This window comes from Microbacterium sp. CGR1, assembly GCF_001266755.1.
Classification (GTDB): Bacteria; Actinomycetota; Actinomycetes; order Actinomycetales; family Microbacteriaceae; genus Microbacterium.
Genome location: NZ_CP012299.1, coordinates 174,203 through 197,104 on the forward strand (window position 1 = coordinate 174,203; position 22,902 = coordinate 197,104).

Annotated in this window: 29 protein-coding genes; 17 read left to right on the top strand and 12 right to left on the bottom strand. The window is 67.1% G+C overall.

The window, feature by feature from the left end; all coding sequences use genetic code 11:
* Positions 1-792, top strand: coding sequence for an IclR family transcriptional regulator (locus tag AKG07_RS00800; protein ID WP_053095527.1), 792 nt, complete (start codon positions 1-3; stop codon positions 790-792).
* Positions 793-1,068: 276 nt separating this feature from the next.
* Positions 1,069-1,608 (top strand): DUF6264 family protein, encoded by a 540-nt coding sequence (locus tag AKG07_RS00805; RefSeq protein ID WP_053095528.1) that lies wholly within the window; start codon positions 1,069-1,071, stop codon positions 1,606-1,608.
* A gap of 62 nt (positions 1,609-1,670) precedes the next feature.
* Here AKG07_RS00805 and fbaA read toward each other — a convergent pair whose 3' ends face one another.
* Entirely contained in the window at positions 1,671-2,699 is a 1,029-nt protein-coding gene (gene fbaA, locus AKG07_RS00810; RefSeq protein ID WP_053095529.1) for a class II fructose-bisphosphate aldolase, read from the bottom strand.
* A 183-nt stretch (positions 2,700-2,882) separates the two neighbouring features.
* On the opposite strand from fbaA, the gene glpX reads away from it, so the two are divergent.
* Positions 2,883-3,869, top strand: a complete 987-nt coding sequence (gene glpX / locus AKG07_RS00815) for a class II fructose-bisphosphatase (protein ID WP_053095530.1) — start codon at positions 2,883-2,885, stop codon at positions 3,867-3,869.
* A gap of 170 nt (positions 3,870-4,039) precedes the next feature.
* Positions 4,040-4,336, top strand: a complete 297-nt coding sequence (locus tag AKG07_RS00820) for a hypothetical protein (protein ID WP_053095531.1) — start codon at positions 4,040-4,042, stop codon at positions 4,334-4,336.
* Positions 4,337-4,338: 2 nt separating this feature from the next.
* On the opposite strand, the gene AKG07_RS00825 is transcribed toward AKG07_RS00820, so the two are convergent.
* Both AKG07_RS00825 and AKG07_RS00830 read right to left on the bottom strand, forming a co-directional pair.
* The gene (locus tag AKG07_RS00825; RefSeq protein WP_150115171.1) at positions 4,339-5,691 is read right to left on the bottom strand and encodes a DNA recombination protein RmuC; all 1,353 of its coding nucleotides are present in this window, start codon (positions 5,689-5,691) and stop codon (positions 4,339-4,341) included.
* 44 nt (positions 5,692-5,735) lie between these two features.
* On the bottom strand, positions 5,736-6,329 hold the full coding sequence (locus AKG07_RS00830; RefSeq protein ID WP_053095533.1) for an exonuclease domain-containing protein: 594 nt from the start codon (positions 6,327-6,329) through the stop codon (positions 5,736-5,738).
* 59 nt (positions 6,330-6,388) lie between these two features.
* On the opposite strand from AKG07_RS00830, the gene AKG07_RS00835 reads away from it, so the two are divergent.
* The 6 genes from AKG07_RS00835 (at position 6,389) to AKG07_RS00855 (ending at position 10,153) form a co-directional block, all read left to right on the top strand.
* Complete coding sequence (locus AKG07_RS00835) at positions 6,389-7,138, top strand: class I SAM-dependent methyltransferase (protein ID WP_053095534.1); 750 nt, start codon at positions 6,389-6,391, stop codon at positions 7,136-7,138.
* Between the two features lie 50 nt (positions 7,139-7,188).
* Complete coding sequence (ychF, locus tag AKG07_RS00840; protein WP_053095535.1) at positions 7,189-8,280, top strand: redox-regulated ATPase YchF; 1,092 nt, start codon at positions 7,189-7,191, stop codon at positions 8,278-8,280.
* Positions 8,281-8,289: 9 nt separating this feature from the next.
* The gene (locus AKG07_RS00845) at positions 8,290-8,709 is read left to right on the top strand and encodes a hypothetical protein (protein ID WP_233277297.1); all 420 of its coding nucleotides are present in this window, start codon (positions 8,290-8,292) and stop codon (positions 8,707-8,709) included.
* Between the two features lie 98 nt (positions 8,710-8,807).
* Positions 8,808-9,359: a hypothetical protein gene (locus AKG07_RS00850; protein ID WP_150115047.1), complete on the top strand. Its 552-nt coding sequence runs from the start codon at positions 8,808-8,810 to the stop codon at positions 9,357-9,359.
* 46 nt (positions 9,360-9,405) lie between these two features.
* A complete protein-coding gene (locus tag AKG07_RS17780; RefSeq protein WP_171821898.1) occupies positions 9,406-9,549 on the top strand; it encodes a hypothetical protein in 144 nt (47 codons plus the stop codon).
* 61 nt (positions 9,550-9,610) lie between these two features.
* A complete protein-coding gene (locus AKG07_RS00855; RefSeq protein ID WP_150115048.1) occupies positions 9,611-10,153 on the top strand; it encodes a hypothetical protein in 543 nt (180 codons plus the stop codon).
* A gap of 63 nt (positions 10,154-10,216) precedes the next feature.
* Here the strand turns inward: AKG07_RS00855 and AKG07_RS00860 are convergent, their stop codons facing one another.
* Positions 10,217-10,549, bottom strand: a complete 333-nt coding sequence (locus AKG07_RS00860; RefSeq protein ID WP_233277298.1) for a hypothetical protein — start codon at positions 10,547-10,549, stop codon at positions 10,217-10,219.
* Between the two features lie 106 nt (positions 10,550-10,655).
* On the bottom strand, positions 10,656-11,435 hold the full coding sequence (locus tag AKG07_RS00865) for an alpha/beta fold hydrolase (protein WP_053095538.1): 780 nt from the start codon (positions 11,433-11,435) through the stop codon (positions 10,656-10,658).
* Between the two features lie 84 nt (positions 11,436-11,519).
* Here AKG07_RS00865 and AKG07_RS00870 point away from each other — a divergent pair, with 84 nt between their 5' ends.
* The gene (locus AKG07_RS00870) at positions 11,520-13,292 is read left to right on the top strand and encodes a GNAT family N-acetyltransferase (protein WP_053095539.1); all 1,773 of its coding nucleotides are present in this window, start codon (positions 11,520-11,522) and stop codon (positions 13,290-13,292) included.
* A gap of 6 nt (positions 13,293-13,298) precedes the next feature.
* On the opposite strand, the gene AKG07_RS00875 is transcribed toward AKG07_RS00870, so the two are convergent.
* On the bottom strand, positions 13,299-14,405 hold the full coding sequence (locus AKG07_RS00875) for a N(5)-(carboxyethyl)ornithine synthase (protein ID WP_053099047.1): 1,107 nt from the start codon (positions 14,403-14,405) through the stop codon (positions 13,299-13,301).
* 232 nt (positions 14,406-14,637) lie between these two features.
* Between AKG07_RS00875 and AKG07_RS00880 the strand changes: the two genes are divergently transcribed.
* The 3 genes from AKG07_RS00880 to AKG07_RS00890 all read left to right on the top strand — a co-directional run bounded on the left by AKG07_RS00880 (position 14,638) and on the right by AKG07_RS00890 (position 17,547).
* On the top strand, positions 14,638-15,201 hold the full coding sequence (locus AKG07_RS00880; protein WP_053095540.1) for an alpha/beta fold hydrolase: 564 nt from the start codon (positions 14,638-14,640) through the stop codon (positions 15,199-15,201).
* Between the two features lie 5 nt (positions 15,202-15,206).
* Positions 15,207-15,743, top strand: coding sequence for an isochorismatase family protein (locus AKG07_RS00885; RefSeq protein ID WP_053095541.1), 537 nt, complete (start codon positions 15,207-15,209; stop codon positions 15,741-15,743).
* A gap of 139 nt (positions 15,744-15,882) precedes the next feature.
* Entirely contained in the window at positions 15,883-17,547 is a 1,665-nt protein-coding gene (locus AKG07_RS00890) for an ABC-F family ATP-binding cassette domain-containing protein (RefSeq protein ID WP_053095542.1), read from the top strand.
* 3 nt (positions 17,548-17,550) lie between these two features.
* Here AKG07_RS00890 and AKG07_RS00895 read toward each other — a convergent pair whose 3' ends face one another.
* The 3 genes from AKG07_RS00895 to AKG07_RS00905 form a co-directional block, all read right to left on the bottom strand.
* Positions 17,551-17,895 (bottom strand): LysR family transcriptional regulator, encoded by a 345-nt coding sequence (locus AKG07_RS00895; protein ID WP_053099048.1) that lies wholly within the window; start codon positions 17,893-17,895, stop codon positions 17,551-17,553.
* Positions 17,896-18,027: 132 nt separating this feature from the next.
* The gene (locus AKG07_RS00900) at positions 18,028-18,327 is read right to left on the bottom strand and encodes a Fe-S cluster assembly protein HesB (RefSeq protein WP_053095543.1); all 300 of its coding nucleotides are present in this window, start codon (positions 18,325-18,327) and stop codon (positions 18,028-18,030) included.
* Positions 18,328-18,431: 104 nt separating this feature from the next.
* A complete protein-coding gene (locus AKG07_RS00905) occupies positions 18,432-18,941 on the bottom strand; it encodes a GNAT family N-acetyltransferase (RefSeq protein ID WP_372984305.1) in 510 nt (169 codons plus the stop codon).
* A 96-nt stretch (positions 18,942-19,037) separates the two neighbouring features.
* Here AKG07_RS00905 and AKG07_RS00910 point away from each other — a divergent pair, with 96 nt between their 5' ends.
* The gene (locus tag AKG07_RS00910; RefSeq protein WP_053095544.1) at positions 19,038-19,592 is read left to right on the top strand and encodes a Dps family protein; all 555 of its coding nucleotides are present in this window, start codon (positions 19,038-19,040) and stop codon (positions 19,590-19,592) included.
* Positions 19,593-19,601: 9 nt separating this feature from the next.
* Here AKG07_RS00910 and AKG07_RS00915 read toward each other — a convergent pair whose 3' ends face one another.
* A complete protein-coding gene (locus tag AKG07_RS00915; RefSeq protein ID WP_053095545.1) occupies positions 19,602-20,135 on the bottom strand; it encodes a DUF6328 family protein in 534 nt (177 codons plus the stop codon).
* A gap of 69 nt (positions 20,136-20,204) precedes the next feature.
* Between AKG07_RS00915 and AKG07_RS00920 the strand changes: the two genes are divergently transcribed.
* Positions 20,205-20,426, top strand: coding sequence for a hypothetical protein (locus AKG07_RS00920; protein ID WP_053095546.1), 222 nt, complete (start codon positions 20,205-20,207; stop codon positions 20,424-20,426).
* Between the two features lie 10 nt (positions 20,427-20,436).
* Here the strand turns inward: AKG07_RS00920 and AKG07_RS00925 are convergent, their stop codons facing one another.
* Positions 20,437-21,018 carry a 1-acyl-sn-glycerol-3-phosphate acyltransferase gene (locus AKG07_RS00925; RefSeq protein WP_053095547.1) on the bottom strand — a complete coding sequence of 194 codons (582 nt, stop codon included), beginning with the start codon at positions 21,016-21,018 and terminating at the stop codon, positions 20,437-20,439.
* Between the two features lie 95 nt (positions 21,019-21,113).
* On the opposite strand from AKG07_RS00925, the gene AKG07_RS17785 reads away from it, so the two are divergent.
* Positions 21,114-21,257 (top strand): hypothetical protein, encoded by a 144-nt coding sequence (locus AKG07_RS17785; protein WP_164481686.1) that lies wholly within the window; start codon positions 21,114-21,116, stop codon positions 21,255-21,257.
* A 26-nt stretch (positions 21,258-21,283) separates the two neighbouring features.
* Here AKG07_RS17785 and AKG07_RS00930 read toward each other — a convergent pair whose 3' ends face one another.
* Positions 21,284-22,762: an MDR family MFS transporter gene (locus tag AKG07_RS00930; protein WP_053095548.1), complete on the bottom strand. Its 1,479-nt coding sequence runs from the start codon at positions 22,760-22,762 to the stop codon at positions 21,284-21,286.
* Between the last annotated feature and the right edge of the window lie 140 nt (positions 22,763-22,902).

Sequence of the window (22,902 nt, forward strand, 5' to 3'; positions counted from 1 at the left end):
GTGGCCGCCACAGAGGCGGCGCCGACGCTGATCGGCTCGGTGCAGCGCGCGCTCCGACTCGTCGACATGGTCGCGAACTCTCCGCGCCCGGTGCCGGTCAAGACTCTCGCCATGCGAACCGGCCTCACCCCGGGCACGACCTACAACCTCGTGCGCACACTGGTGCATGAGGGGTATCTCGTGAGCGAGCCCGACGGTCTGGTCCTCGGCGAGAACTTCCCCGCCTTCCGGCTGCAGTCCGACGCCGGGGGCGTGTTCTTCGCGCACGTCCGCATGGCCCTGCGTCAGACCGCCGACGAGGTGGGTGCTTCCGCATACCTGTCCCGCTATCAGGACGGCGAAGTGCACCTCATCGACATCGTGGATGCCCCGCGCAGTCCTCGGCTCGATCTGTGGGTGGGTCTGGATTCGAGCGCGCATGCCACGGCGCTCGGCAAGCAGATCCTCAGCGATCTGAGCGGAGAGGAGCGTGACGACTATCTCTCGCGGCATCCGCTGGAGGAACTCACGTCTCGCACGATCAGTGACCGGCGTGCGCTGATCGCGGAGCTCGACCGCTCTCCGGGATTCGCCGTGGACCGCGAGGAGTATGCCATCGGCAACACCTGCATCGCCGTTCCCGTGATCGCCCCGAGCGTCAGAGCCTCACTCGCCGTCTCGCTTCCGGTGGGACACCCGCGCTTCGATCGCGGCCTGGTCGGGAAGCTCAAGCTCGTGGCGAGGCGGTTGTCCATGCAGTTGGGGGCGGACGCTCTGGGCGGCGGCGCAGCCCGTCTGGCGACGCCGATCTGACGCAGCACGCGTCGCCCGTCTGATGCTCTTCACTATCTGAAGAAGTGCCTCTGGTGCTCGGGCACGCGCTTTCCTAACATGTGAGGTGTAGTCGTCTGTGCAATCGGCGCTACAGGTGGAGGAATGTCCCCAGCGTTCCTCACCCCACTTGGATGACGAGCGTCCCCAGCGTTCCGACTCCGCGGCCCCGAGGAGTCCCCACTCCTCCGGGGCCGCCATTCTTTTGACGCCCGCAGTCTGTGAGTCGTGCAGAGACCGGGCGGATACCATGGCCGAATGACCGATCAGCGTCCCCAGTACGGCGAAATCGCGACCCTCGAAGAGCAGCGGAGGGCAGCAGGGCTGCCGCCGCTGGGCGAGGTGCCGGCTGTGGATGTGAGCGGGACCGAGAACGCGCCCGCTCCCGGTGACCGAGTCCCGTCCGCATCGGCAGCGGCTCGTCCGCGTCCCGTCGATCGCTTCGTGACCATCGCACTGCTCGCCTACGGGCTGATCAATGTCGTGATGACAGGACTGTCGTACCTCGACTTCTCCACCGCGATGAATCAGATGATGACGGTGCTCGGCGTGGACGGCGAGTTCACCAACTTCGCTGAGGGCCGGATCTGGGGCACCGTCGCGGCGATCGTGCTCGCCGTGGGCTGGTCGCTCACCGCTTTCCTGTCGATCCGCCGCCTGCGCGCCGGCAAGCTCTCGTGGTGGGTTCCGCTGGTCGGTGCGGCGGTGACTCTGCTCGTGGCGTCGGTGTGTGCCGCGATTCCGCTGATGAACGACCCGGCGTTCATCGACTTCGTCGCCAAGACGGCGGGTGGATGACCCCGTGAAACAGGAGATGCCCCCGGCCGTTCGGTCGGGGGCATCTGCGTTGTCAGGCTGGATCAGCTCTGGGACTGGCCGTACGAGCCGAGCTGGCGCGTGGACTCGACGACGCGAGCGGCCATGGCCGTCTCCGCGATCTTGCCCCAGGCGCGCGGGTCATACTGCTTCTTGTTGCCGACCTCGCCGTCGACCTTGAGCACACCGTCGTAGTTCTTGAACATGTAGTCCGCGATGGCACGCGTGTAGGCGTACTGCGTGTCGGTGTCGATGTTCATCTTGATGACGCCGTTGGCCACCGCGAGGGCGATCTCCTCATCGGTCGAACCAGAACCGCCGTGGAAGACGAGGTCGAGCGGCTTCGCGCCGGTGTTGTACTTCGCGGCGACCTGCTGCTGGATCTCTCCGAGGAGCTCGGGACGCAGCTTCACTCCGCCCGGCTTGTAGACGCCGTGGACGTTGCCGAACGTGAGGGCTGCGATGTAGCGCCCCTGCTCGCCGAGACCGAGCGCCTGTACGGCCTGGTCGACGTCCGCGAACGTCGTGTAGAGGGCATCGTTGGATCCCTCGTGCGCCACACCGTCTTCCTCGCCGCCGACGACGCCGATCTCGACCTCGAGGATGGCGTTGATGTTCTTCATGCGGGGCAGGAGATCCTTGGCGATCTCGATGTTCTCCGCGAGCGGCACGGCCGAGCCGTCCCACATGTGGGACTGGAAGATCGGGTTGCGTCCCGCCTTGACCTCGTCTTCGGAGGCGGAGATCAGCGGCTCGACGAAGCCGGCGAGAGCATCCTTCGGGCAGTGGTCGGTGTGCAGCGCGACGGTGATCGGGTAGTTCTTCGCGACCTCGGTCGCGAAGCGCGCGAAGGCGAGTGCGCCGGTCGCGCGGGCCTTGACCGTGTGGCCGGCGAAGTAGTCGGCACCGCCGGTGGTGACCTGGATGATTCCGTCGGAACCTGCCTCGGTCAGGCCCTGGAGGACGGAGTTGATGGTCTGCGAGCTCGAGACGTTGAAAGCCGGGTACGCGAAGCCGCCGGCCTTCGCGCGGTCGAGCATTTCGGCGTACTGATCCGGGGTGGCGACGGGCATGAGAACTCCTGCGATTTGGGGAAGCCGGGACAGCAGTCACTCTATCGGGGCTGACTGCCGGATGCTGTCGGCGGCGACGGGGCGAGCACGCCCTCCTACCCGTGTGTTAAGAATCGGGATTCCTTCGTCGTCACTCGACCGAAAACTGCCGTTTCAGACGTTCACGCTGGTTAGGCTGACCGCATGGTTAGTCTTACAGCGGATCTCAGCCCCCTTCGTCCGGATCGAAACCTCGCGATGGAGCTGGTGCGGGCCACTGAAGCGGCCGCCATCCGCGCCGTTCCGTTCATCGGTCGTGGCGCGAAGGAGGCGGCGGACGGCGCCGCCGTCGATGCGATGCGTGCCTTCCTCGGGACAGTGGCCTTCCAGGGGCGAGTGGTCATCGGTGAGGGCGAGAAGGACAATGCTCCGATGCTCTTCAACGGCGAAGAGGTCGGCACCGGCAGCGGCCCGGAGTGCGACATCGCCGTCGACCCGATCGATGGCACCTCGCTGACCGCAGCAGGACGTCAGAATGCGCTCTCGGTCATCGCCGTCTCTGATCGCGGATCGATGCTCGACGCGTCCAGCGTCTTCTATATGGACAAGCTCGTCACGGGCCCTGCCGGTGTCGGAGTGGTCGACATCCGTCTGCCGATCGGCGAGAACATCCGCAAGCTCGCGGGGGCTCTCGGCAAGCCGGTGGACGAGATCGTCGTCTCGGTGCTGAACCGCCCGCGTCACGAGCAGCTGATCCAGGAGATCCGGGATGCCGGTGCCGGGACGCGACTCATGAGCGACGGCGACGTCGCCGGCGGGATCAACGCGGCGCGTCACGCGGCCCGAACCGACATGTGCGTCGGGGTGGGCGGCAGCCCCGAGGGAATCGTGACGGCGTGTGCGATCAAGGCTCTCGGCGGTCACATCCAGGGGCGGCTCTGGCCTCGCGACGACGATGAGCGCCAGCGCGGAATCGACGCCGGCCTCGACATGGACAAGGTCTACGAGGCCGACGATCTCGTGCGCGGGGACAACACGATCTTCGTCGCCACCGGCGTCACGGACGGCCAGCTGGTGGCCGGCGTCCGACGCGAGGGCGGCTACATCTACACCGAGAGCGTCGTGCTGCGCGGTGCCTCGGGAACCCTTCGCCGGATCGCCTCGGAGCACCTCGTCTCGAAGTGGCTCTGACTGCCGTGACCTGAGAGCGCGAGTCGGGAACGGGCCCCTCATCGTTACCGACCCGGTACCGCCTGTGCGGTGCTGAGCCGAGCTTTCTCGTGCGTTCGTGTGACAATTGACACTGGATTTGTCGCCGTCGACGGAGCCGCCAGGCACCGCAGGCACAGGAGGGCAGACCGATGACAACGCAGCACACGAATGGTTCCCAGGGCACGCCGACCAAGATCGTGACGACGCCGACCGGCCGGATCATGCGGATCAACGTCGACGAGGCCGGAGTGCCTCTGCCGATCGCGACTCCGGCGGCGCCTGTCGTCAAGACGGCTGTCTCAGATCCCGCTCGACGTGCGGACGTGCTGTTCCGCAAGCGCCTCGACGAGGGGCACGAGATCAGCTCCTGGTGGATGGTCGGAGCTTTCGTCGTGACCAGCGGCCTCGTGATCCTGCTGCTCAGCGGCGTACCGGGCGTCGCCTGATCTCAGCGGCGGGGCTCTTCCGCCTCGACCGGTCGGGATGCTGAATCCGCGTTCGCTGATTCGTCGTCGCTGACCCGGCCGCGAACGTCTCCGACATCGGCCTGGATCGACGTACCCGGCGCAGCGGACGCATCGTCAGCAGCATGGGGGATGCGGAGCTCGGAGCCGATCTCCGCACCGGAGCCGCTCATGAGCTCTGCCGAGGTGAAGCGTCGCGTCTGCGCGGTGATCGCCGGTGGGGCGGAGTCGAGCGTCGACGCGCTGATTCCGGGGAACTGCCTGGCCGTCACGAGCACACGGCTCTCGAGCGAACCCGCGAATCTGTTGTAGCTGTCGACCGTGCGCTCGAGTGCGCGGCGCAGATCGTCGGCGTGCCCCGCGAGGACGCCGAGTCGGTCGTAGAGCTGGGTGCCGAGATTCAGCAGTGCGCGCGCCTCGGTCGACACCTCTTGCTGCGTCCAGCTGTAGGCCACGGTCTTGAGCACGGCCCACAGATTCACCGGGGACGCGAGCGCCACCTTCTTCGTGAATGCGTAGTCCAGCAGCGTCGGATCTTCGTCGATGGCTGCGGCGAGCAGCGACTCGCTCGGCAGGAAGCAGATGACGAACTCAGGACTGGCGTCGAGGCCCGTCCAGTACGCCTTCTTCGCGAGCGCGTCCACGTGCGCGCGAACGGCCTTCACGTGCTTCTGCATGTGGGAGCGACGCTGGGTCTCATGCGCGTCCCCGATCGGCAGTGCCGATGCCTCGAGGTAGGCATCGAGCGGAACCTTGGCGTCGACCGCGATCGATGTGCCGCCGGCGAGACGGATCACCATGTCGGGTCGTCCCTGACCCCGGTCCGACGAGATGCTGGACTGCAGATCGAAGTCGACGTGTCGGATCAGCCCTGCGGCCTCGACGACCCGTCGCAGCTGCGTCTCACCCCAGACCCCTCGTGTGGCGGTCGAGCGCAGTGCTCCGGCGAGCGACTCGGTCGTCGAGCGCAACGCCTCGTCGGACTCCTGCGCGCGCCTGAGCTGCTCCGCGAGCGATCCGAACTGCGCATGACGCTCCTGCTCGATCGCCGAGACCTTCTGCTGCATCTGCTGGAGACTCTCGCGCACGGGAGCGAGCGCGGTGAGCACCGCATTCTGCTGCTGCACCCGCTGCGCCTCGGCGCGCTGCTCGAGCCTCGCGTGCTCGACGGCATCCCGATACAGGTCGTACTGTCGGTCGCGATCGTCTCGAGCTGCGGCGAGCTCGGCCTCGGCGCGAGCGAGGTCTGCTGCTCCGCGCGATCCGCGGAGGAACCACCCCACGGCGGCGCCGGCCGCGAGCGCGACCAGGAGAAGAACGAGCGTGAGAGCATCCATGTGCTCCATGATGCGCTCGGCCACGGACATTCGTCCGGTGCGACTCAGGCGACCGCGCGCTCCGGGGTGGCGAGGACCGGCTCGGTCACTCGCAGCGACAATGCATCCGCCAGGGAGAAGACGTCGGACGCGCCGTGTCGGCGAGCGGCGTCGATGATGATGTGGGCGCACGCGAGCGCGTCCGCAAGCGCGTCATGGTGCGAGAAGCCGGTGAAGCCCGCAGCCTCTGCGGCCTTCGGGAGTCGGTACGACTCGAGGTCGTAGGTCTTGCGAGCCACCTGCAGGCTGCACAGCGAGCGATACGGCGGGCAGTCGCCGCCGGTGGCCTCGGACGCCCGGCGGAGCACGTTGAGGTCGAAGCCCGCGTTGTGCGCCACGAGCACGTCGGCGCCGGCGAAGGCGCACAGGCGGTCGAACTGATCGGCCCAGGTGGCCGCGTCGATCACGTCGTGGGCGCGGATGCCGTGGATCTTGGTGTTCCACTCCTGGAACTCGTCGTGACCGGCGGGCGGGCGGATCAACCATCCGGCGGTGGCGACGATCCTGCCGTCGCGCACCCGCACGAGGCCGACGGAGCAGGCCGAGGCGGGGCTGGAGTTCGCCGTCTCGAAGTCGATTGCGGTGAAATCCAGTGGCACATCCCCACTCTCTCCCGGCATCCGAGACGCTCCAGGATGACGCGCCGTAGGCTGGCGACATGAGTACCGACCGAGCAACATCCTTCGGCGCCGAGGCCGCGAACTACGAGGCGGGAAGACCCGAGTATCCCTTCGAGGCCGTGTCGTGGATGCTCGATCCGATGCCGCACGGCTCCCGTCGCGTCGCCGACGTGGGCGCGGGCACCGGAAAGCTCACACGTGTGCTCGCGCAGGCCCCGGATGCCGAGGTCGTCGCCGTGGATCCGGACGCCGCCATGCTCGCGACACTGCGGCGGAGCGTTCCCGGTGTTCCGACTTTCCAGGGAACAGCCGAACGGATGCCGCTGCCCGACGCCAGCCTCGACGCCGCCGTGCTGGGTCAGGCCTGGCACTGGGTCGAGCCGTCTGCGGCGTCCCTCGAACTCGGACGAGTCGTCCGCACCGGGGGAGTGCTGGGGCTGATCTGGAACATCCGCGACGAACGCGCGGACTGGGTGCGCCGTCTCACTGACATCATGCACAGCAGTCCGGCGGAGGACATGGTCAACGGACCCGGCTCCGACGGCCCGCGCATCGAGGCCCCCTTCACAGGGATCGAGAAGCAGCAGTGGGGGTGGACCCGGGCGATGAGCCGGACGCAGCTGCATCAGATGGCGCGCTCGCGCAGCTACCTGATCGCGGCGTCGGACGACGAACGCTCAGAGATCACCCGGCAGATGGACGAGCTGTTCGACGAGCTCGGACTCGACGGTGAGGGGACGATCGACCTGCCCTACGTGACGCACGCATTCCGCGCCGTGCGAGCCTGACGCCGACACCCGCAGGGGCTGCGCACCTGCGACCGGTAGACTCGACCCCCGTGGCTCTCACTATCGGAATCGTCGGCCTGCCCAATGTCGGCAAGTCCACCCTCTTCAACGCTCTGACCAAGAACGACGTGCTCGCGGCGAACTATCCGTTCGCGACGATCGAGCCGAACGTCGGGGTGGTGAACCTGCCCGATCCTCGTCTCGACAAGCTGGCCGAGATCTTCGGCAGCGAGCGCATCCTGCCCGCCGCGGTGTCGTTCGTCGACATCGCCGGCATCGTGCGCGGCGCGAGCGAGGGGGAGGGACTCGGCAACAAGTTCCTCGCGAACATCCGTGAGGCGGATGCCATCGCCCAGGTCGTGCGCGGGTTCGCAGATGACGACGTCGTGCACGTGGACGGTGCGGTCAATCCGGCATCCGACATGGAGACCATCAACGCCGAGCTCATGCTGGCCGACCTCGAGACCGTCGACAAGGCGATCACGCGGTACGAGAAGGAGGTGCGCGGCAAGAAGATCGAGCCCGTCGTCCTCGAGACCGCCAACGCGGCGAAGGATGCGCTCGAGCGCGGTGTGCTGCTGTCCGTCGCGGGCATCGATCTGACGCCGATCCGCGAGCTCGGACTCCTCACCGCCAAGCCGGTCATCTTCGTCTTCAACGTCGACGAGGGCGTGCTCACCGACGACGCCCGCAAGGCGGAGCTCGCCGCGCTGGTCGCCCCGGCGAAGGCCATCTTCCTCGACGCCAAGATCGAGTCCGAGCTGATCGACCTCGACCCCGAGGATGCCGCAGAGCTGCTCGCGTCGACCGGGCAGGACGAGTCCGGTCTCGACCAGCTCGCCCGCATCGGCTTCGACACGCTCGGACTGCAGACGTACCTCACGGCTGGCCCGAAAGAGGCGCGCGCGTGGACGATCCCCAAGGGATCCAAGGCGCCGCAGGCCGCCGGAGTCATCCACACCGACTTCGAGAAGGGCTTCATCAAGGCTGAGATCGTCTCGTTCGACGACCTCGTCGAGACCGGGTCCGTAGTCGAAGCCCGCTCCAAGGGCAAGGCGCGCCTCGAGGGCAAGGACTACGTCATGCAGGACGGCGACGTCGTGGAGTTCCGTATCGGAAACACATCCGGCGGGTCCAAGTAGTCATCAGCGATGGACCGGAAGATGTACGAGTCGAACGGGTTGCTGTCGCGCCTTGTCGGCGAGCGGATGTTCTCCGTTGAGTTCGTCCTCAACGACTATGTGCAGTTTCGGTTCGACGGCTCGCCCGGAGCGGGTCACCCGGTCACGCTCAATTGCTACGTCTGGCCGGTGGTCGAGTTCGATGGACGCACGTGGAGTGAGAAGGATGCCGGATATGCGGATGCCCTGCGCAGGCTGACGCCCGGTACGGTCGTTTCGACAACGGAACGGACGGGATCAGGCGTTCGACTCGCCCTGGACACCGGCGCACTTGTCATCCACCCGACGCTCGACGAGATTAACATCGAGATCGCGGAACTCATGGGATTTAAGGACGGCTCATCGATGGTTTGGCGTCCCGGTGAAGAGAGCTTCGAGGACTTGATGTGAACGGCGACGTCGTGGAGTTCCGTATCGGAAACACATCTGGCGGTTCGAAGTAGCACGCGACGGACACCGGAGACCGGCTCTCTGCCACCATGGTCAGTGTGTGGGAGTACAACGCCTCCGGTGATCGCTACCTGAAGTCGCCGGACACGGCCTGGTCGGCCTACAAACGGGTGATGGACAGGCTCGTCTATGAGCTGGGCGATCTGAAGTCGCGCACGTCATGGGTCAAAGCGACGGACGGCAGCATCACGCCTAGTCGCGAGTCCTTGGATGAGGCCGTCGCCGTGCTCGAATCAGATGGCCTGCCGTTCACGTACTCGTTCAGCTCATTCATCTCCGTGGGCGGTGACCGAGTTGATGTCTACGTCTGGACTGACCAACACTGGGTGAAGATCGTTGGGTACGCTTCGAGCGCCAGCCGGGCCAAGGGGCTGGTCGCAGTTGGAACCGACCTGATGGATGTTCTCGGTGCTGCGAAGGATCGTCCCGCGCCGGACATCGATGAGGCCGCTCAGCCTCTCCGGCGGAAGTGGCCGACGTGGCTACGGTGGACAGCCGGAGTCACTGCAACTGCGGTGATCGGCGGCGCTGTAGCCCTGTTCTACCGATTTGTTGACGTCTGGCTACGGTCCGCAGGGCTGCTTCCCTGAGGGGTAGGTATCCGCGGCCCAGCGCGTCCTGTGGAATACTGAGGCGATGCTGGAAAGCGTCCTCCTTGCGCCACTGTCGGCGGACTATGATTCGCAGCTCGCGGCGGCACGAGCCGCGGTGCGCGACGAAAAGCGCGACGGGAACCCGGTGGAGTTCCGCATCGGAAACACATCTACGAGCGAGAGCTGATCCGATGGTTTCCCGGCGACTGCACCGGGCGCTCCTACGAGCGCAGGAGGCGAAGTCGATTTTGCGTATCGAGCGCAAGCCGAAGTTCGCCGACCGGGTCGATGGCATCGTGCTTCGGATCGGCGAGCAGTGGATCCTCGTGGCGCAGACCGCCGACGGCGGATACTTCGACGGGTACGTCGTGCTCCGATTGCGCGACGTCGCGCGTGTCACGTCTGACGAGACGTTTGCCCAGGAGTTCGTCAAGACTCAGCCTGAGTGGCCGCCTTCCTTCTCCGTCGACCTCGATTTAGACGATGCTGCGTCCGCCCTCGGCGGCTTTGCGCGTCAAGGCGAATTGGTCGGGATTCAGAAGGAGAATGAACGCAGCGCGATCTGGATCGGCACTCTGGATGATGTGACTTCGCGCTATATCTACCTGAACGAGGTTCGACCAGATGCCACGTGGCATCCTCGACCGCTCGGCTACAAGCTGCGGTCGATCACGATGGCTGAGGTGGGTACGCGGTACCTTCTCGGGCTAGCGGCCGTCGCAAGGGCGGGTGCCTCGTCGGTTCGACCCGAGATGGATGGCGACGTCGTGGAGTTCCGTTTCAACAACTGAGCGATGTTCTGCCCGAGTGCTGAGGAGATCGGCACGGGCCCCTACGAAGCCGCGGGGTGCGAATCAGATCTCGTCGCTACGTCGAGCACGCACGGTCCAGCCGACCTGCGTCAGTGCCTCCGTGAGGCGGTCGGCGGCAGCGCTCGCGACTTCGACGCTTGCGTCAGAGCAGACGTCGATGGCGATCGGCGGCGGATCCGCGAAACGTGGGATCTGCACCTCTGCCCAGGCCTCGGGCGACAGCGGTACCCGAGGGGACGCGGTGCGTGCGTCTTGGATGGCGCTGTCGGCCGCGAAAGCGATGACGTCCAGCGCATGGAGCTTGGTGATCGGCATGTCCACCACGAGGGTGACGGCGAAAATCGCGCCTGCGGTATCCCCGAATTCTGGCCTCACCGCATGAAGATATCACTGCGCGGTCGGTGCGGATACGAGCGTGACAGCGACCGGCGATGATCGCCATGCCGTGGAGTCGCGAGCGAACTCGGCGCGCACAGCCGGTCTAGCTGCGACGCTCGACATCCTGACTCAAGAGCTCGGGCCAGACTTGAACGTCTCCCGGAGTTCGGGCGACGGCCAGGGTCGCGTGCGGGAGCAGCTCGGCGAGGGATTCCGCGGTCGACAGCGGGTGGCCGGGGTCGTCCACCCAGGCCAATATCGTCGTCGGCACATCGATTCCTGCGACCGCCTCAGGGGTGGGCAGGTCGCTGAGCGCTGCACCGCGAAGCAACGACGGCAGAAGGGCATCGGCGACGTCGGGCCATGTCTCCGGGGCCGAGACGGTGGCCGGGGGTGGCGTCGATCCGCGCATGCTGGCGAGGAACGCCTCGACACCATCGGCTTCGATCAGCGCAGCCGCGGCTCGGTAGATGTCCGCTTGATCGGGTCTGGTCTTCCACCCGGTGGGCGGCACCATGAGTGTGAGTCCGGTGAAGCGGTCCGGCGCGAGCGACGCAGCGTGCAGAAGGGTCGCGGCACCCATCGAGGGGCCGACCCCGTGGACGCGCTCGCCGGGGAACCAATGATCGAGCAACCGCAGAAGATCATCCGCGAGGTTCGGCCAGCGATAGTCGTTGGCAACCTTCCGCCCGGTCGAACGGCCATGGCCGCGTGCGTCGTACCGCAGGAGTCGAGTTCCGCTCAGTCCGCGACCGAGGTCGAGATTGAGCACCCGGTCGCGGGCCCGGCTCGACGTGAGGCCATGCAGCTGGACGACGGGGTGCCCGCCTTCATCGCTCAGGGCGACAGCCAGCTCGGCTCCGGGTACCTCGAAGGTGGGCATCAGGCTCCTCGATCGATGACTGAGCGAGTCTGCTCGGGCAGTCGTGTTGAGTGATCAGGTTATCCGGACGATATGGTGCTACCCATGCGACTGACCAACGTCACGCACCTCCGCCTCCCCTTCGGACGGCTCTGGGGGTACGACGTCAGCGCGTCCGCGCTCGGACGACCCCTGCCCGTGTCGTTCGACCAGCGACTGCATGTCGGGGCGGGTGACCGACCCGGCTCCTGGATGGCTCTGTCGTTCCGGTTGCCCGCACAGACCGATCGTGAATCGATCGCGGATGCGTGGCTGGCTGTCGTCGCTCGACATGGCACGCTGCGATCGGCCTTCGCACGTGGTGCGGACGGCGATCCGACGCTTCACGAGATCGAGATCAGCCCCGGAAGCTGGGTCGAGCATCAGGTGGGCCCTGGTCAGGCGGTCAATGACGTGCTGCGCGATATCCTCGACGCGGAGTGCTCCCCATACGGACGTCCGTCCCATCGGCTGTGCGTGCTGGAGACCGCTGCGGGGCTCACGGTCGTGATCGCGGCGGACCACGCGCACGTCGACATGTGGTCGATGCTCGTGATCGTGCGCGATCTGCTGTCCGCGCTGGACGCGGGCAAGACGGGCGCGAAGCCGATGTCGACGCCGAGGTCGGCGCCGGCATTCGTCGAACACACGCAGGCGCTGCTGGACAAGGACCCTGCACCGGACCACGTCCGGCGGCGATGGGAAGCGATCATCGCGGACAGCGGCGGTGTGATGCCGCAGTTCCCCCTGTCGCTCGGCGCACCCGAGCCGCATCGCGAGCGCGTGGAAGTGCGCGATGTGTTCGATGTCGACGACGCCGCGGCATTCGCCGCGCAGGCCCGTGACGATGGCGTCTCCACGCTCGCATCGGCGGTGGTCGCGATGACCGCGGTGACGCGCGAAGTCGCGGGTACTGCGCTGCGAGCCGTGTTCCCCGTGCACAGTCGCTTCGAGGACGACTGGCATGACTCGGTCGGCTGGTTCATCACGAATTCCGTCCTCGAATCGGAGCTCGCCGAACCGCACGCTGCGGCAGCGGCCGTCAAGGAAGCAGTACAACTCGGTGCGTGGCCGCTCGCAGATGTGCTCGCACCGTGGGGTGGGATGCCGGTGGCTCCAGGGATGTTCGCGATCTCGTGGCTGGATCTGCGCAGGCTGCCCGTGCGGATCGACTCCGTCGGGCTCGACGCCCAGTACGTCAGCGCGGCAACCGACACCGACGGCGTCATGCTGTGGTTCATCCTGGACGAGTCCGGTCTGCACCTGAGATGCCGCTATCCCGACACCGCAGAGGCTCGCACCAATGTCGGCGGATGGCTCGACCTGCTCGTAGCCAGGATGCAGGCCGACGCGCGGTCCTCGGTGCGGGGACGACTGCAGGTGGCCGGCCGAACCTTCCGTGTCGAGCGGGCCAGCCGGGATGACATCGAGGCGATCGCAGCGCTGCTGTCGGACGATCGATTCGGTGCAGACCGTGAGAGTGTCGAACTCGACCGATACGAGGCGGGCTTCCGCGCCGTCATCCGCGACGCATCCAACTACCTGGGGGTCGTCCGGGACAGCGCCGACCGCATCGTCGCCACCATGCAGTTGACCGTCATCCCGGGGCTCTCTCGCGGCGGGTCGACCCGACTGCAGATCGAGGGACTGCGTGTCGCGACGGCGGAGCGATCACGGGGCCTGGGCGCGGCGATGCTGGAGTGGGCGCACGAATTCGGTCGTGCGCGGGGGGCAACGCTGTCACAGATCACCACCGACGAGGCTCGGGATCGCACCCGCGCGTTCTACACCCGGCTCGGCTACCAGACGGCCCACGTCGGGCTCAAACGGAACATCTAGCGCGCGTCACACCGCCAGGGCGTGCGGGTAATCCGTCGATCGTCCCTGGAAGCTCAGGATGCTCGGGTTCTGGATCATTCCGTCGCGGATCTCGATCGCGCGTGTGAGCGTCGAGCTCTCGGCCCACGCGTCGGGGCCTTCGAGCACAGTGCGGAGGAAAGGCAGGAGAGCTTCGCTGATGTCCCACGTGGCCGAGTTCCAGAGATACGACGGGCTGTGGTCGACGGCGTAGTAGTTCACGCCCTGACCCACCGTGAACATCGGCTCGTCGAAGGTCGTCGGGGTCGCCCACTCGAAGCCCATGCCCTCGTCGCACGACACATCGATGATCAGGCTGCCCGAGGCGAAACGGGACAGGTCCTCGGTGCGCAGATACGTCAACGGCGCCGCGACATCCTGCAGGGTGCAGTTCACGACGATGTCGTACGTCGCCAGGAAGTCTGGGAGCAGCACGGAGCCGTCCTCCGTCTCGACCTCGCTGAGGTGCGTGGGTCCGTCGTCGGTGTTCAGCTGAGTGAGGTGCGAATTGTGGATGGGGGAGCCCACGGCGGCCGCCCCGCGCTGAGTGAGGACTTCGATGTCGTGCACCCCGTGAGCATTCAACGCCGTCACCGCGCCGCGTGCCGTCGCCCCGAAGCCGATGACGACTGCGCGCAGGCGCGGGCCGTAGTCCCCGGTCGAGCCGACGAGGCTCATCGCATGGATGACCGAGCAGTAGCCGGCCAGCTCGTTGTTCTTGTGGAAGACGTGCAGGCTCATGTCTCCCTGCGGGGTCCAGTGGTTCATGGCCTCGAAGGCGATCAGCGTGAGGCGGCTGTCGATCGCGGTCTGCGTGAGAGCGACGTCCTGCACGCAGTGCGGCCAGCCCCACAGAATGCCGCCAGCGCTGATCTCGGCGACATCCGCGAGCTGCGGCTTGGGCAGCAGCAGCACGTCAGCGGAGGCGAGCACGTCAGACCGCGCGGCGACCCGGCCGACGCGGGACTCCACATAGCCGGGCTCCAGCTGGAAGTCGGCGCCGTACCCGTGCTCGACGATCATGCGAGCGCGCACATCCGCGTCGATGCGGTCGAGATGGCGGGGATGGATCGGGAGGCGCCGTTCGTTCTCCATCGAGGAGTTCGCCAGCAGGCCGAGGGTCAGAAGCTCCGGGCCGGAGGTCGGGGTATGGACGGACGAGCGTGTCGTGTCTGACAACGGGTTCCCATCTTCGGGGAACCAGAGTCAGCTCCTGGCCTGACTCTACGCCCCTGCGCGCCTGAGGTGGGGCGGGGCCGATCTCCGCCGACGGGCTCGACTACGCTGGAAAGCGATCCCTGACATCCGAACGAGGAGCCGCGCGCCCATGACCGATACCCAGATCTTCGAGCCAGAGGGCCGCGCGATACCCTTCGTGGATGAGGGAGACGGTCCGGTCAAGCTGGTTCTGATCCAGGAGCAGGGACTCGCCGCGGACGTGCTGGGCGTCGCCGCGCACTATCTCGCCGAAGAGGCGGGTTTCCATGTGCTGCGGATCGGCCACCGCGCGGCATCCGATGCCTCGCTCGACGAGCGCGTCGACGACGTCATCGACGTGATCGATCACGTCGGAATCGAGGACACCTGGGTCGGCGGTCACGGCTTCGGCGGGACGATCGCACGCGCCCTCGTGGCAGCGCACAGCGACCGGGCAAACGGTCTGCTGCTGCTCGGCGTCGAGGACGTCGACATCGCCGTCGCACCGGCGATCCCCGTGCTGATCGTGCAGGGAACCGAAGACACCGACACCCCCGCCGCCACTGCCGAGGCGTTGCAGGCCACGATGCCCGACCGTTCCAGCATCAAGACGATCGCCGGCGACCACCTGTTCCCGATGCACCACCCGATCGAGACCGGCGTGATCATCGAGGAATACCTGGACTGGGACTGACTCGGATGCCATCATCTGGCCGCACTGTCGTCCTCGCGATCGACCTGCAGGCCGGCGTGATGCCGGGATGCTTCGACGAGCACGGTGTGCTCGCGCGTGCCGCAAGCCTCGTCGAGCGCGCTCGCGACGGTGGGGTTCCCGTGGTCTGGGTCCACCACGACCCCGTCGGAGTGGGCACACCCGAGTGGGAGCTCGCCGCGCCGCTGCGGCGGGACGAAGGAGAGCCGTTGGTTCGCAAGAGCTACCGCGACTCCTTCGCCGACACGAACCTGCGCGAGACCCTGGGCGCCCTCGGCGCGACACGACTGGTGATCACCGGCGCGCAGTCCGACTTCTGCGTACGCACCACGATGCAGCGCGCGGCGGCGGAAGGCTATGACGTGACCCTCGTGAGTGACGCGCACACGACGGTCGACACGGAGTGGGACGGCGTGCCGATCTCAGGTGAGCAGATCGTCGCGCACACGAACATGTACTTCTCGGGACTGCGGTATCCCGGGCAGGAGTTCGCGATCGCGACGCATGATCAGGTCGCGCTCTGACGAGAGTCGCGCCCTCTCGGCACGCTCGCTCAGGTCGCCTTCTTCATCCTCTGGTTCTCGCTCTTCTTCCGCGCCGTGGCCTGACGGTCACCGGGCCGGGGCGGGCGTGGACCAGCCGTGAGCCTGACAGACTGGTCTGATGACCGCCACCCTCGTCGCCCAGAACCTGGCAGGCGGCTACGGCCACCGCATCCTCTTCGAGGGCCTCGACCTGACCGTCGCTCCCGGTGACGTCATCGGCGTGGTAGGTGCGAACGGCGCAGGGAAATCGACTCTGCTCCGCCTGCTCGCCGGTGTGGATGCGCCGATGGGCGGGTCGATCTCGCTCGCGCCCACCGACGCTTTCGTCGGCTGGCTGCCTCAGGAGCATGAGCGCGTCGACGGCGAGACGGTGGCGGGATACATCGCGCGCCGCACGGGCTGCGCGACGGCGACGAGTGAGATGGATGCCGCTGCAGCGGCGCTCGGCGATCCCACGCTCGCCCCGGCGGGCACGGACCCCGCCGACACCTATTCTCAGGCGCTCGATCGGTGGCTCGCGAGCGGTGCCGCCGATCTCGAGGAGCGCATCCCTGCGGTGCTCGCCGACCTCGGACTCCCGAGCACGAGCGGCGTCGCGGAGGACGCGCTCATGACCGGCCTGTCCGGCGGCCAGGCGGCTCGCGTCGGACTCGCCGCACTGCTGCTGTCGCGGTTCGACATCGTCTTCCTCGACGAGCCGACCAACGACCTCGACCTCGATGGGCTGGAGCGCCTCGAGGCGTTCGTACGCGGTCTCCGCGGCGGCGTCGTTCTCGTCAGCCACGACCGCGAGTTCCTGGCTCGCAGCGTCACCCGCGTGCTCGAACTCGATCTCGCCCAGGGATCGAATCGTCTCTACGGGGGCGGCTACGACGCCTACATCGAGGAACGCGCCGTCGTGCGTCGGCACCTGCGGGAGAAGTACGACGAGTTCGCCGACAAGAAGGCGGACCTCGTCGCGCGGGCGCGCACCCAGCGAGAATGGTCGAGCCAGGGCGTCCGGAACGCGATGAAGGAGGCTCCGGACAACGACAAGATCAGGCGCAAGGCGTCGACGGAGTCGAGTGAGAAGCAGGCGCAGAAGGTGCGTCAGATGGAGAGCCGGATCGCACGACTGGACGAGGTCGAGGAGCCGCGCAAGGAATGGCAGCTGGAGTTCACGATCGGCTCGGCGCCCCGATCGAGCAGCGTGGTCTCGACACTCAACGGGGCGGTCTTCCAGCAGGGCGCGTTCACGCTGGGGCCGCTGTCGCTGCAGGTGGACGTCGGCGACCGCATCGGAATCACCGGTCCCAACGGCGCCGGCAAGTCGACACTGCTCCGTGGGCTCCTCGGACGACAGCAAACCGTCGAGGGGACCGCGGCGCTCGGGAGCAGCGTGCAGATCGGCGAGATCGACCAGGCTCGGTCGCTGCTGATCGGCGATTCTGCGCTCGCCGATGCGTTCGAGGCTCTCGTGCCCGAGATGTCGTCGGCCGAGGTGCGCACTCTGCTGGCGAAGTTCGGTCTGAGGGCAGACCACGTCACGCGTTCCGTCGAAGCCCTGTCACCGGGTGAACGCACGCGGGCGGCACTGGCGCTGCTGCAGGCGCGGGGAGTCAATCTGCTCGTCCTCGACGAGCCGACCAACCACCTCGACCTGCCGGCGATCGAACAGCTCGAGCAGGCGCTCGAGTCGTACACCGGAACTCTGCTGCTGGTCACGCACGACCGACGGATGCTGGAGGCCGTCCAGACCGATCGGCGGTGGTCCGTCGAGAGCGGCCAGGTCACCGAACGCTGAGGCTCAGCGACCCTGACGCTTCTTGTAGGGCTTCGGCTGACCCTTCACGATGGGCGCGCGACCTTTGCCCTTGGACGCCTTGGCCTTGCCGCCCGCCGGGCCCGCCGTCTTCGGCGCGGGCGGGGGAGCGGCGGCCACGGTCGCCTGCGCTTCAGCGAGGAACAGCTCTCCCACGTTCGTGAGTCGCGGCGTCCCTTCGCGATTGATCAGCGTGTGTCCGACCTCGTCCTCGAGCTTGTCGAGAGAGGTGTACAGGGAGGCCAGGGGAATGCCCAGCTGGGAAGCGGCTCGGGGGAAGTGCAGCGTCTCAGCGAGGACGACGTAGCGACGGAGCAATGCCAGCTTCATGCGGGGGAACGGTCCTTCTGGATCCGCGACGATCACGGGTCTCCGTCTAACCTACGCGAGGCGGATGCGCGGCAGTCCCAGACGCACGGATGCCGCGGCTCGATGAGCCGCGGCATCCGGTGGCGGATCTCCTCAGGAGACCTGCGGAAGCACGGCGAAGGACACGGACCCCTCGTCATCGACGCCGGCGTCGAGCACCTTGTCATCGAGCGCGGCTGCGGCGGTCTCATCGAGGAAGAGTCGGGTGCCCGACACCTCGACGACCTGGTCGTCGGGTTCCGGGTCCGGCGTCACGAGGACGGCGAGGCGCGCACCCCCATCCGGTCCAGGGGCGGGCGTGGAGTGGATGCGAAGCCCGGCGTCGTCAGCGTCGGTCTGACGGCTGACGAGGGTGTTCACGATTGCGGTGGCGTTATCGGTGAGGGTGAGCACAAGACTCTCCTTCCGGTTGCGGTCACGACGCGGGTGCGGCGTGACGGGCCACGATTCCGCACTCGGCGGGACGATTCAACCCGACGCGCCCGTTCAGAGGGGTCTCACACCTGATGCAGAGGTTTTCTCAGGAACACCTGCTCGGTTCCGTCGCCCTGCGGCACGCGCTCGGCCTCCTCGTATCCGCATGACTCGTACAGGCGGATGTTGGCCTCGCTCAGACTGCCGGTGAAGAGCTCGGCCACATCCGCGCTCGACGCGCGTTCGGCCGCGTCGAGCAGCGTGCGCCCGATGCCCTCTCCCTGCATGTCGGGCGCGATCGCGATCCTGCCGATCAGTAGGACGCCGTCGTCCTCGACGAACCGGATGACCCCGACCAGCCGTCCGTCCTTCCGCGCCGCGAGGCCGCTGCTGGAACGCAGCTCGGCCTCCACTTCGGGGAGCGTCTGGGTCAGCGGGGGCATATCGGCGCTGCCGTAGATCTGCGCCTCCGACACGAACGCCGCGCGCTGCAGGGTGAGCACCTCACCCGCATCCGACTCCGAGGTCGGGCCGATCACCACATCCGATGCGTGGTCGTCGATCTCGGTCTGTGCTCTCTCTGATTTCGTCACTGCGCCACGATCTGATGAGACCGGGGGGACTGTCAACCCCCTCGATACGGGCCGCGAGCGGAGCTAATCTCGCAGTTTCCAACCCCAGGAGGACTCATGGCTGAGAAGAGCACGTCCAAGAGCGCGTCCAAGACCGGCACCGCATCCAAGCGCGGAGCGAAGACGACGAGAAGGCAGAACGCCGAGAAGGGATTCACGGCGTCGCCCACCCTCGCCGCGAACCTGCAGCTCGTGCTGGTCGACCTGATCGAGCTCTCACTACAGGGCAAGCAGGCTCACTGGAACGTCGTCGGACGCAACTTCCGGGACACCCACCGTCAGCTCGACGAGATCATCGACGCCGCGCGCACGTTCAGCGACACGGTCGCCGAGCGGATGCGGGCACTGCACGCGGTGCCAGACGGACGCACGGACACGATCGCGGAATCGACCTCTCTTCCCGCGTTCCCGATGGGCGAGGTCTCGACGACCGACACGATCGACCTCATCACCGCGCGCCTCGAGGCGACGATCGGGACGATCCGCGACGTGCACGATGCCGTCGACGAGGAAGACCCCACGTCGGCCGACATCCTGCACGCGGTGCTCGAGAGCCTGGAGCAGTTCGCGTGGATGGTGAGTGCCGAGAACCGCACTCCCGCGACCAGCTGAGCTGGCGTCTCACTCTCGTTCGTCCTCCCGCGTACGGTCGGCCTCTCGCCGGACCAGGCGCGGGAGGACGAGCCAGAGAAGGAGGACGGCGACCAGTGAGGAGACGAGCGCGATGAGTCCGGCGGCGCGATCGACGGTGAAGTCGATGATGAGGGTGGTCACACCGATCGTCAGTGCGGAGATCGCCACGAGGTCGATCTTCACGATCCGAGCGGCCACCCGGACGAGTTCGGGTTTGCGGCGGCGACCGAACAGCGCCCGATGCATGCCCACCGGCGCGAGCGCCAGGATCGTCGCCAGCGCGGCGAGTGCCACCAGCACCACGTACAGATCCCTCTGGACCTCGTCCATGTCCTCGAAGCGGGGAGTGAAGGCAACGGCCAGCAGGAATCCGGTGAGGATCTGCGTACCGGTCTGCATGACTCGCAGCTCCTGCAGGAGCTCCTCCCAGTTGCGGTCGGCGCGCTCGTTCCGAGTCTCGTCGCGTCCGTCTCGTCGGTCATCGAGCTCGCTCGACGGTGCAGATCGGTGGTCGGGTTCCATGGAGTCAGTTTTGCGGCACCGCTCGGAGTCTGTCCAGACTCTTGCGCAGATGCACTCGAGGAGCAGGGGATGACGCTTCCACCGATCCGCGAGTGGTGGCCCGGGCTGTCGCTCGAGGCGCGAGTCGAGGTGCTCGGAGATACCGCGCCGCACCTCGGCGAGCGAACGCGGGATGAGATCAGGACGATCACCGGGGCTGTGGTCGGCATGGCCGAGACGCTGTCCGACGACGATCTGGAGTACGCCCGTTCCGAGGCCCGGTCGGAGATCGAGCAGGAGGACTCGGCCTGAGACGGCGTTGTCAGCTGTCGCCGTTCGCGTGCTCCTCGCGCAGCCGCGGCACGGTGCGGCGTTCGGGACGGAGACCGGCCTTGTCTGCGTAGAACGCCCGGATCCTGTCCATGTCAGCGGCGACGTCCCCCGTCAGCTCGATCGTGGGGCCGAGTCCGGTGGTCATCGTGCTGCGGTCGACGAAACCGAGAGTCACCGGCATCCCGGTCTCTCGTGCGATCCGATAGAAGCCGGACTTCCAGTACTCGTTGCCCCCGCGAGTGCCGTCGGGCGTGATCACGAGGCCGAAGACGCCGCCGGAATGGACCTGCTCCACGACGTCGTTGACGACCCGCGCCGGGTCGGCGCGGTCGACGGCGATGCCGCCGAGACGACGCATGATCGGACCCCGCCACCCGCGGAACAGGCTGTTCTTGCCGAGCCAGTGCACCTCGATGCCCAGTCTCCACGCGATCGCCAGCATGAGCACGAAGTCCCAGTTGGACGTGTGCGGCGCACCGATGAGGATGGTGGGTCTCTGAGGAGTGGCCTCGGCGGTGAGGGTCCAGCGGCTGACTGCCCAGAAGAAGCGGGCGAGGAGTCGTTTGAGCACTCGTCCACCGTAGGGCAGAACGTCTGATGATCAGCCGCCCCCGGCCGCCGCCGCATTTCCGCGCCATGCCGTCGCCACAGGCGTACGATCGAATGATGGCCAAGACACAGGACTCCGCCGAGCAGGACGCACCGACCGTGCTTCAGCCGCTGACCGGAACTCCGAACCTGCTTGATGACGACGCCGCCGGGTACTGCAGCGGCGGCGTCTGCCACTTCCCTGCGCCGAAGACGCAGTAGCAGGAGACGCCGCCGCAGCGGGACGATCAGTGCCCGCCGTGCGCTCCGCCGGAGACATCGTCTGCCGGCTTGCGGACGAAGGGGCTCAGCGCCACCGCAGCCAGCGAGATGATCGCGGCGATGAGGAATGCCATGCGGGCACCCGGCGCACCGGCGACCGCCGTGGGGAGCCCTTCGGCTTCTCCGGCGTGCAGGATGGCGGAGTACGTCACCGTCAGCACCGCCACGCCCGCCGCGCCACCGACCTGCTGGAGGGTGTTCAGCACAGCGGAGCCGTGTGAGTACAGCGAACGCTGCAGCGACCCGAGCGACGCGGAGAACAACGGCGTGAACGACATCGCGAGTCCGACCGACATGGCCGCCTGCACGATGATGAGGACCCACCACACGGTGTGCTCGCCGACGGTCGAGTAGTAGAACAGCGCGGCCGACACGAGGATCGTTCCGGGGATCAGCAGCGGGCGAGTGCCGCGTGCGTCGTACACCCGACCCATGATGGGGCCGAGCAGACCCATCAGCACCGAACCGGGAAGGAGGATGAGGCCGGACTCGAGGGCGTTGAGGCCGGCGACGTTCTGCAGGTACTGCGGCAGAAGGGTCAGCGTCCCGAACATCGACAGCGCGAGGATCGTCATGATGACGACCGAGAACGTGAAGTTCGCCGAGCGGAACACGCGCAGGTCGAGCAGTGCGTCGTCGACCCGCTGCAGCACCAGCTGGCGCCACACGAACAGCGCGAGTGCGACGGCACCCACGACGAGAGCGACGACACCGGCGGTCTCGCCGGATCCGCCTTCGCCGCCGAACTGGCTGAGACCGAAGACGATGCCGCCGAATCCGAGAGCGGCGAGCGGGATGGAGACGACATCGAGGGGGACCACGCGGGTCTCACCCAGGTTGGTCATCCACTTGACGCCGATGAGCAGCGAGACGAGCGCGATGGGCAGGATGATCGCGAACAGCGCACGCCAGTGGAGCGTCTCGAGGACCGCACCGGCGAGCGTCGGTCCGATCGCGGGAGCGAGCGAGATGACGAGTCCGACGCGCCCCATCATGCGTCCGCGCGACTGGGCGGGGACGACGTTCATGATGGTGGTCATGAGGAGCGGCATCATGATGCCCGTGCCGGCGGCCTGGATGACGCGGCCGGCGAGGAGGATCTCGAAGCCGGGCGCCACGAGGGCGACCAGGGTTCCGAGCGAGAACGAGATCATCGCGGCGATGAAGACCTGACGGGTCGTGAAGCGCTGCAGGATGAACCCGGTCGTCGGGATGACGACCGCCATGGTGAGCATGAATGCGCTCGTCAGCCACTGGCCGAGCTCGGGCGGGATGCCCAGATCGACGTTCAGATGGGGGATCGCGATGCCCATCGTGGTCTCGTTGAGGATCGCGACGAACGCGGCGACGAGCAGGAGCCAGATCACGCGCATGTCGCTGCGGGCGATCTCGCCGCTGCGCGCGGGAGGGGGCGTGGTGATCGACCCGGTGTCGACGGCAGACATACGGCCTCCAAGGCACTGAAGAGAGGGGGAGATCGCGCGAGTGCGCGGGGACCACTCAGCGTAACCACAGGTTCGGACATTTCATTCCGGATCCCTCTGAATCCGCTCTCAGCGGACGGACGCCCGCGCTGAGCGCGTCC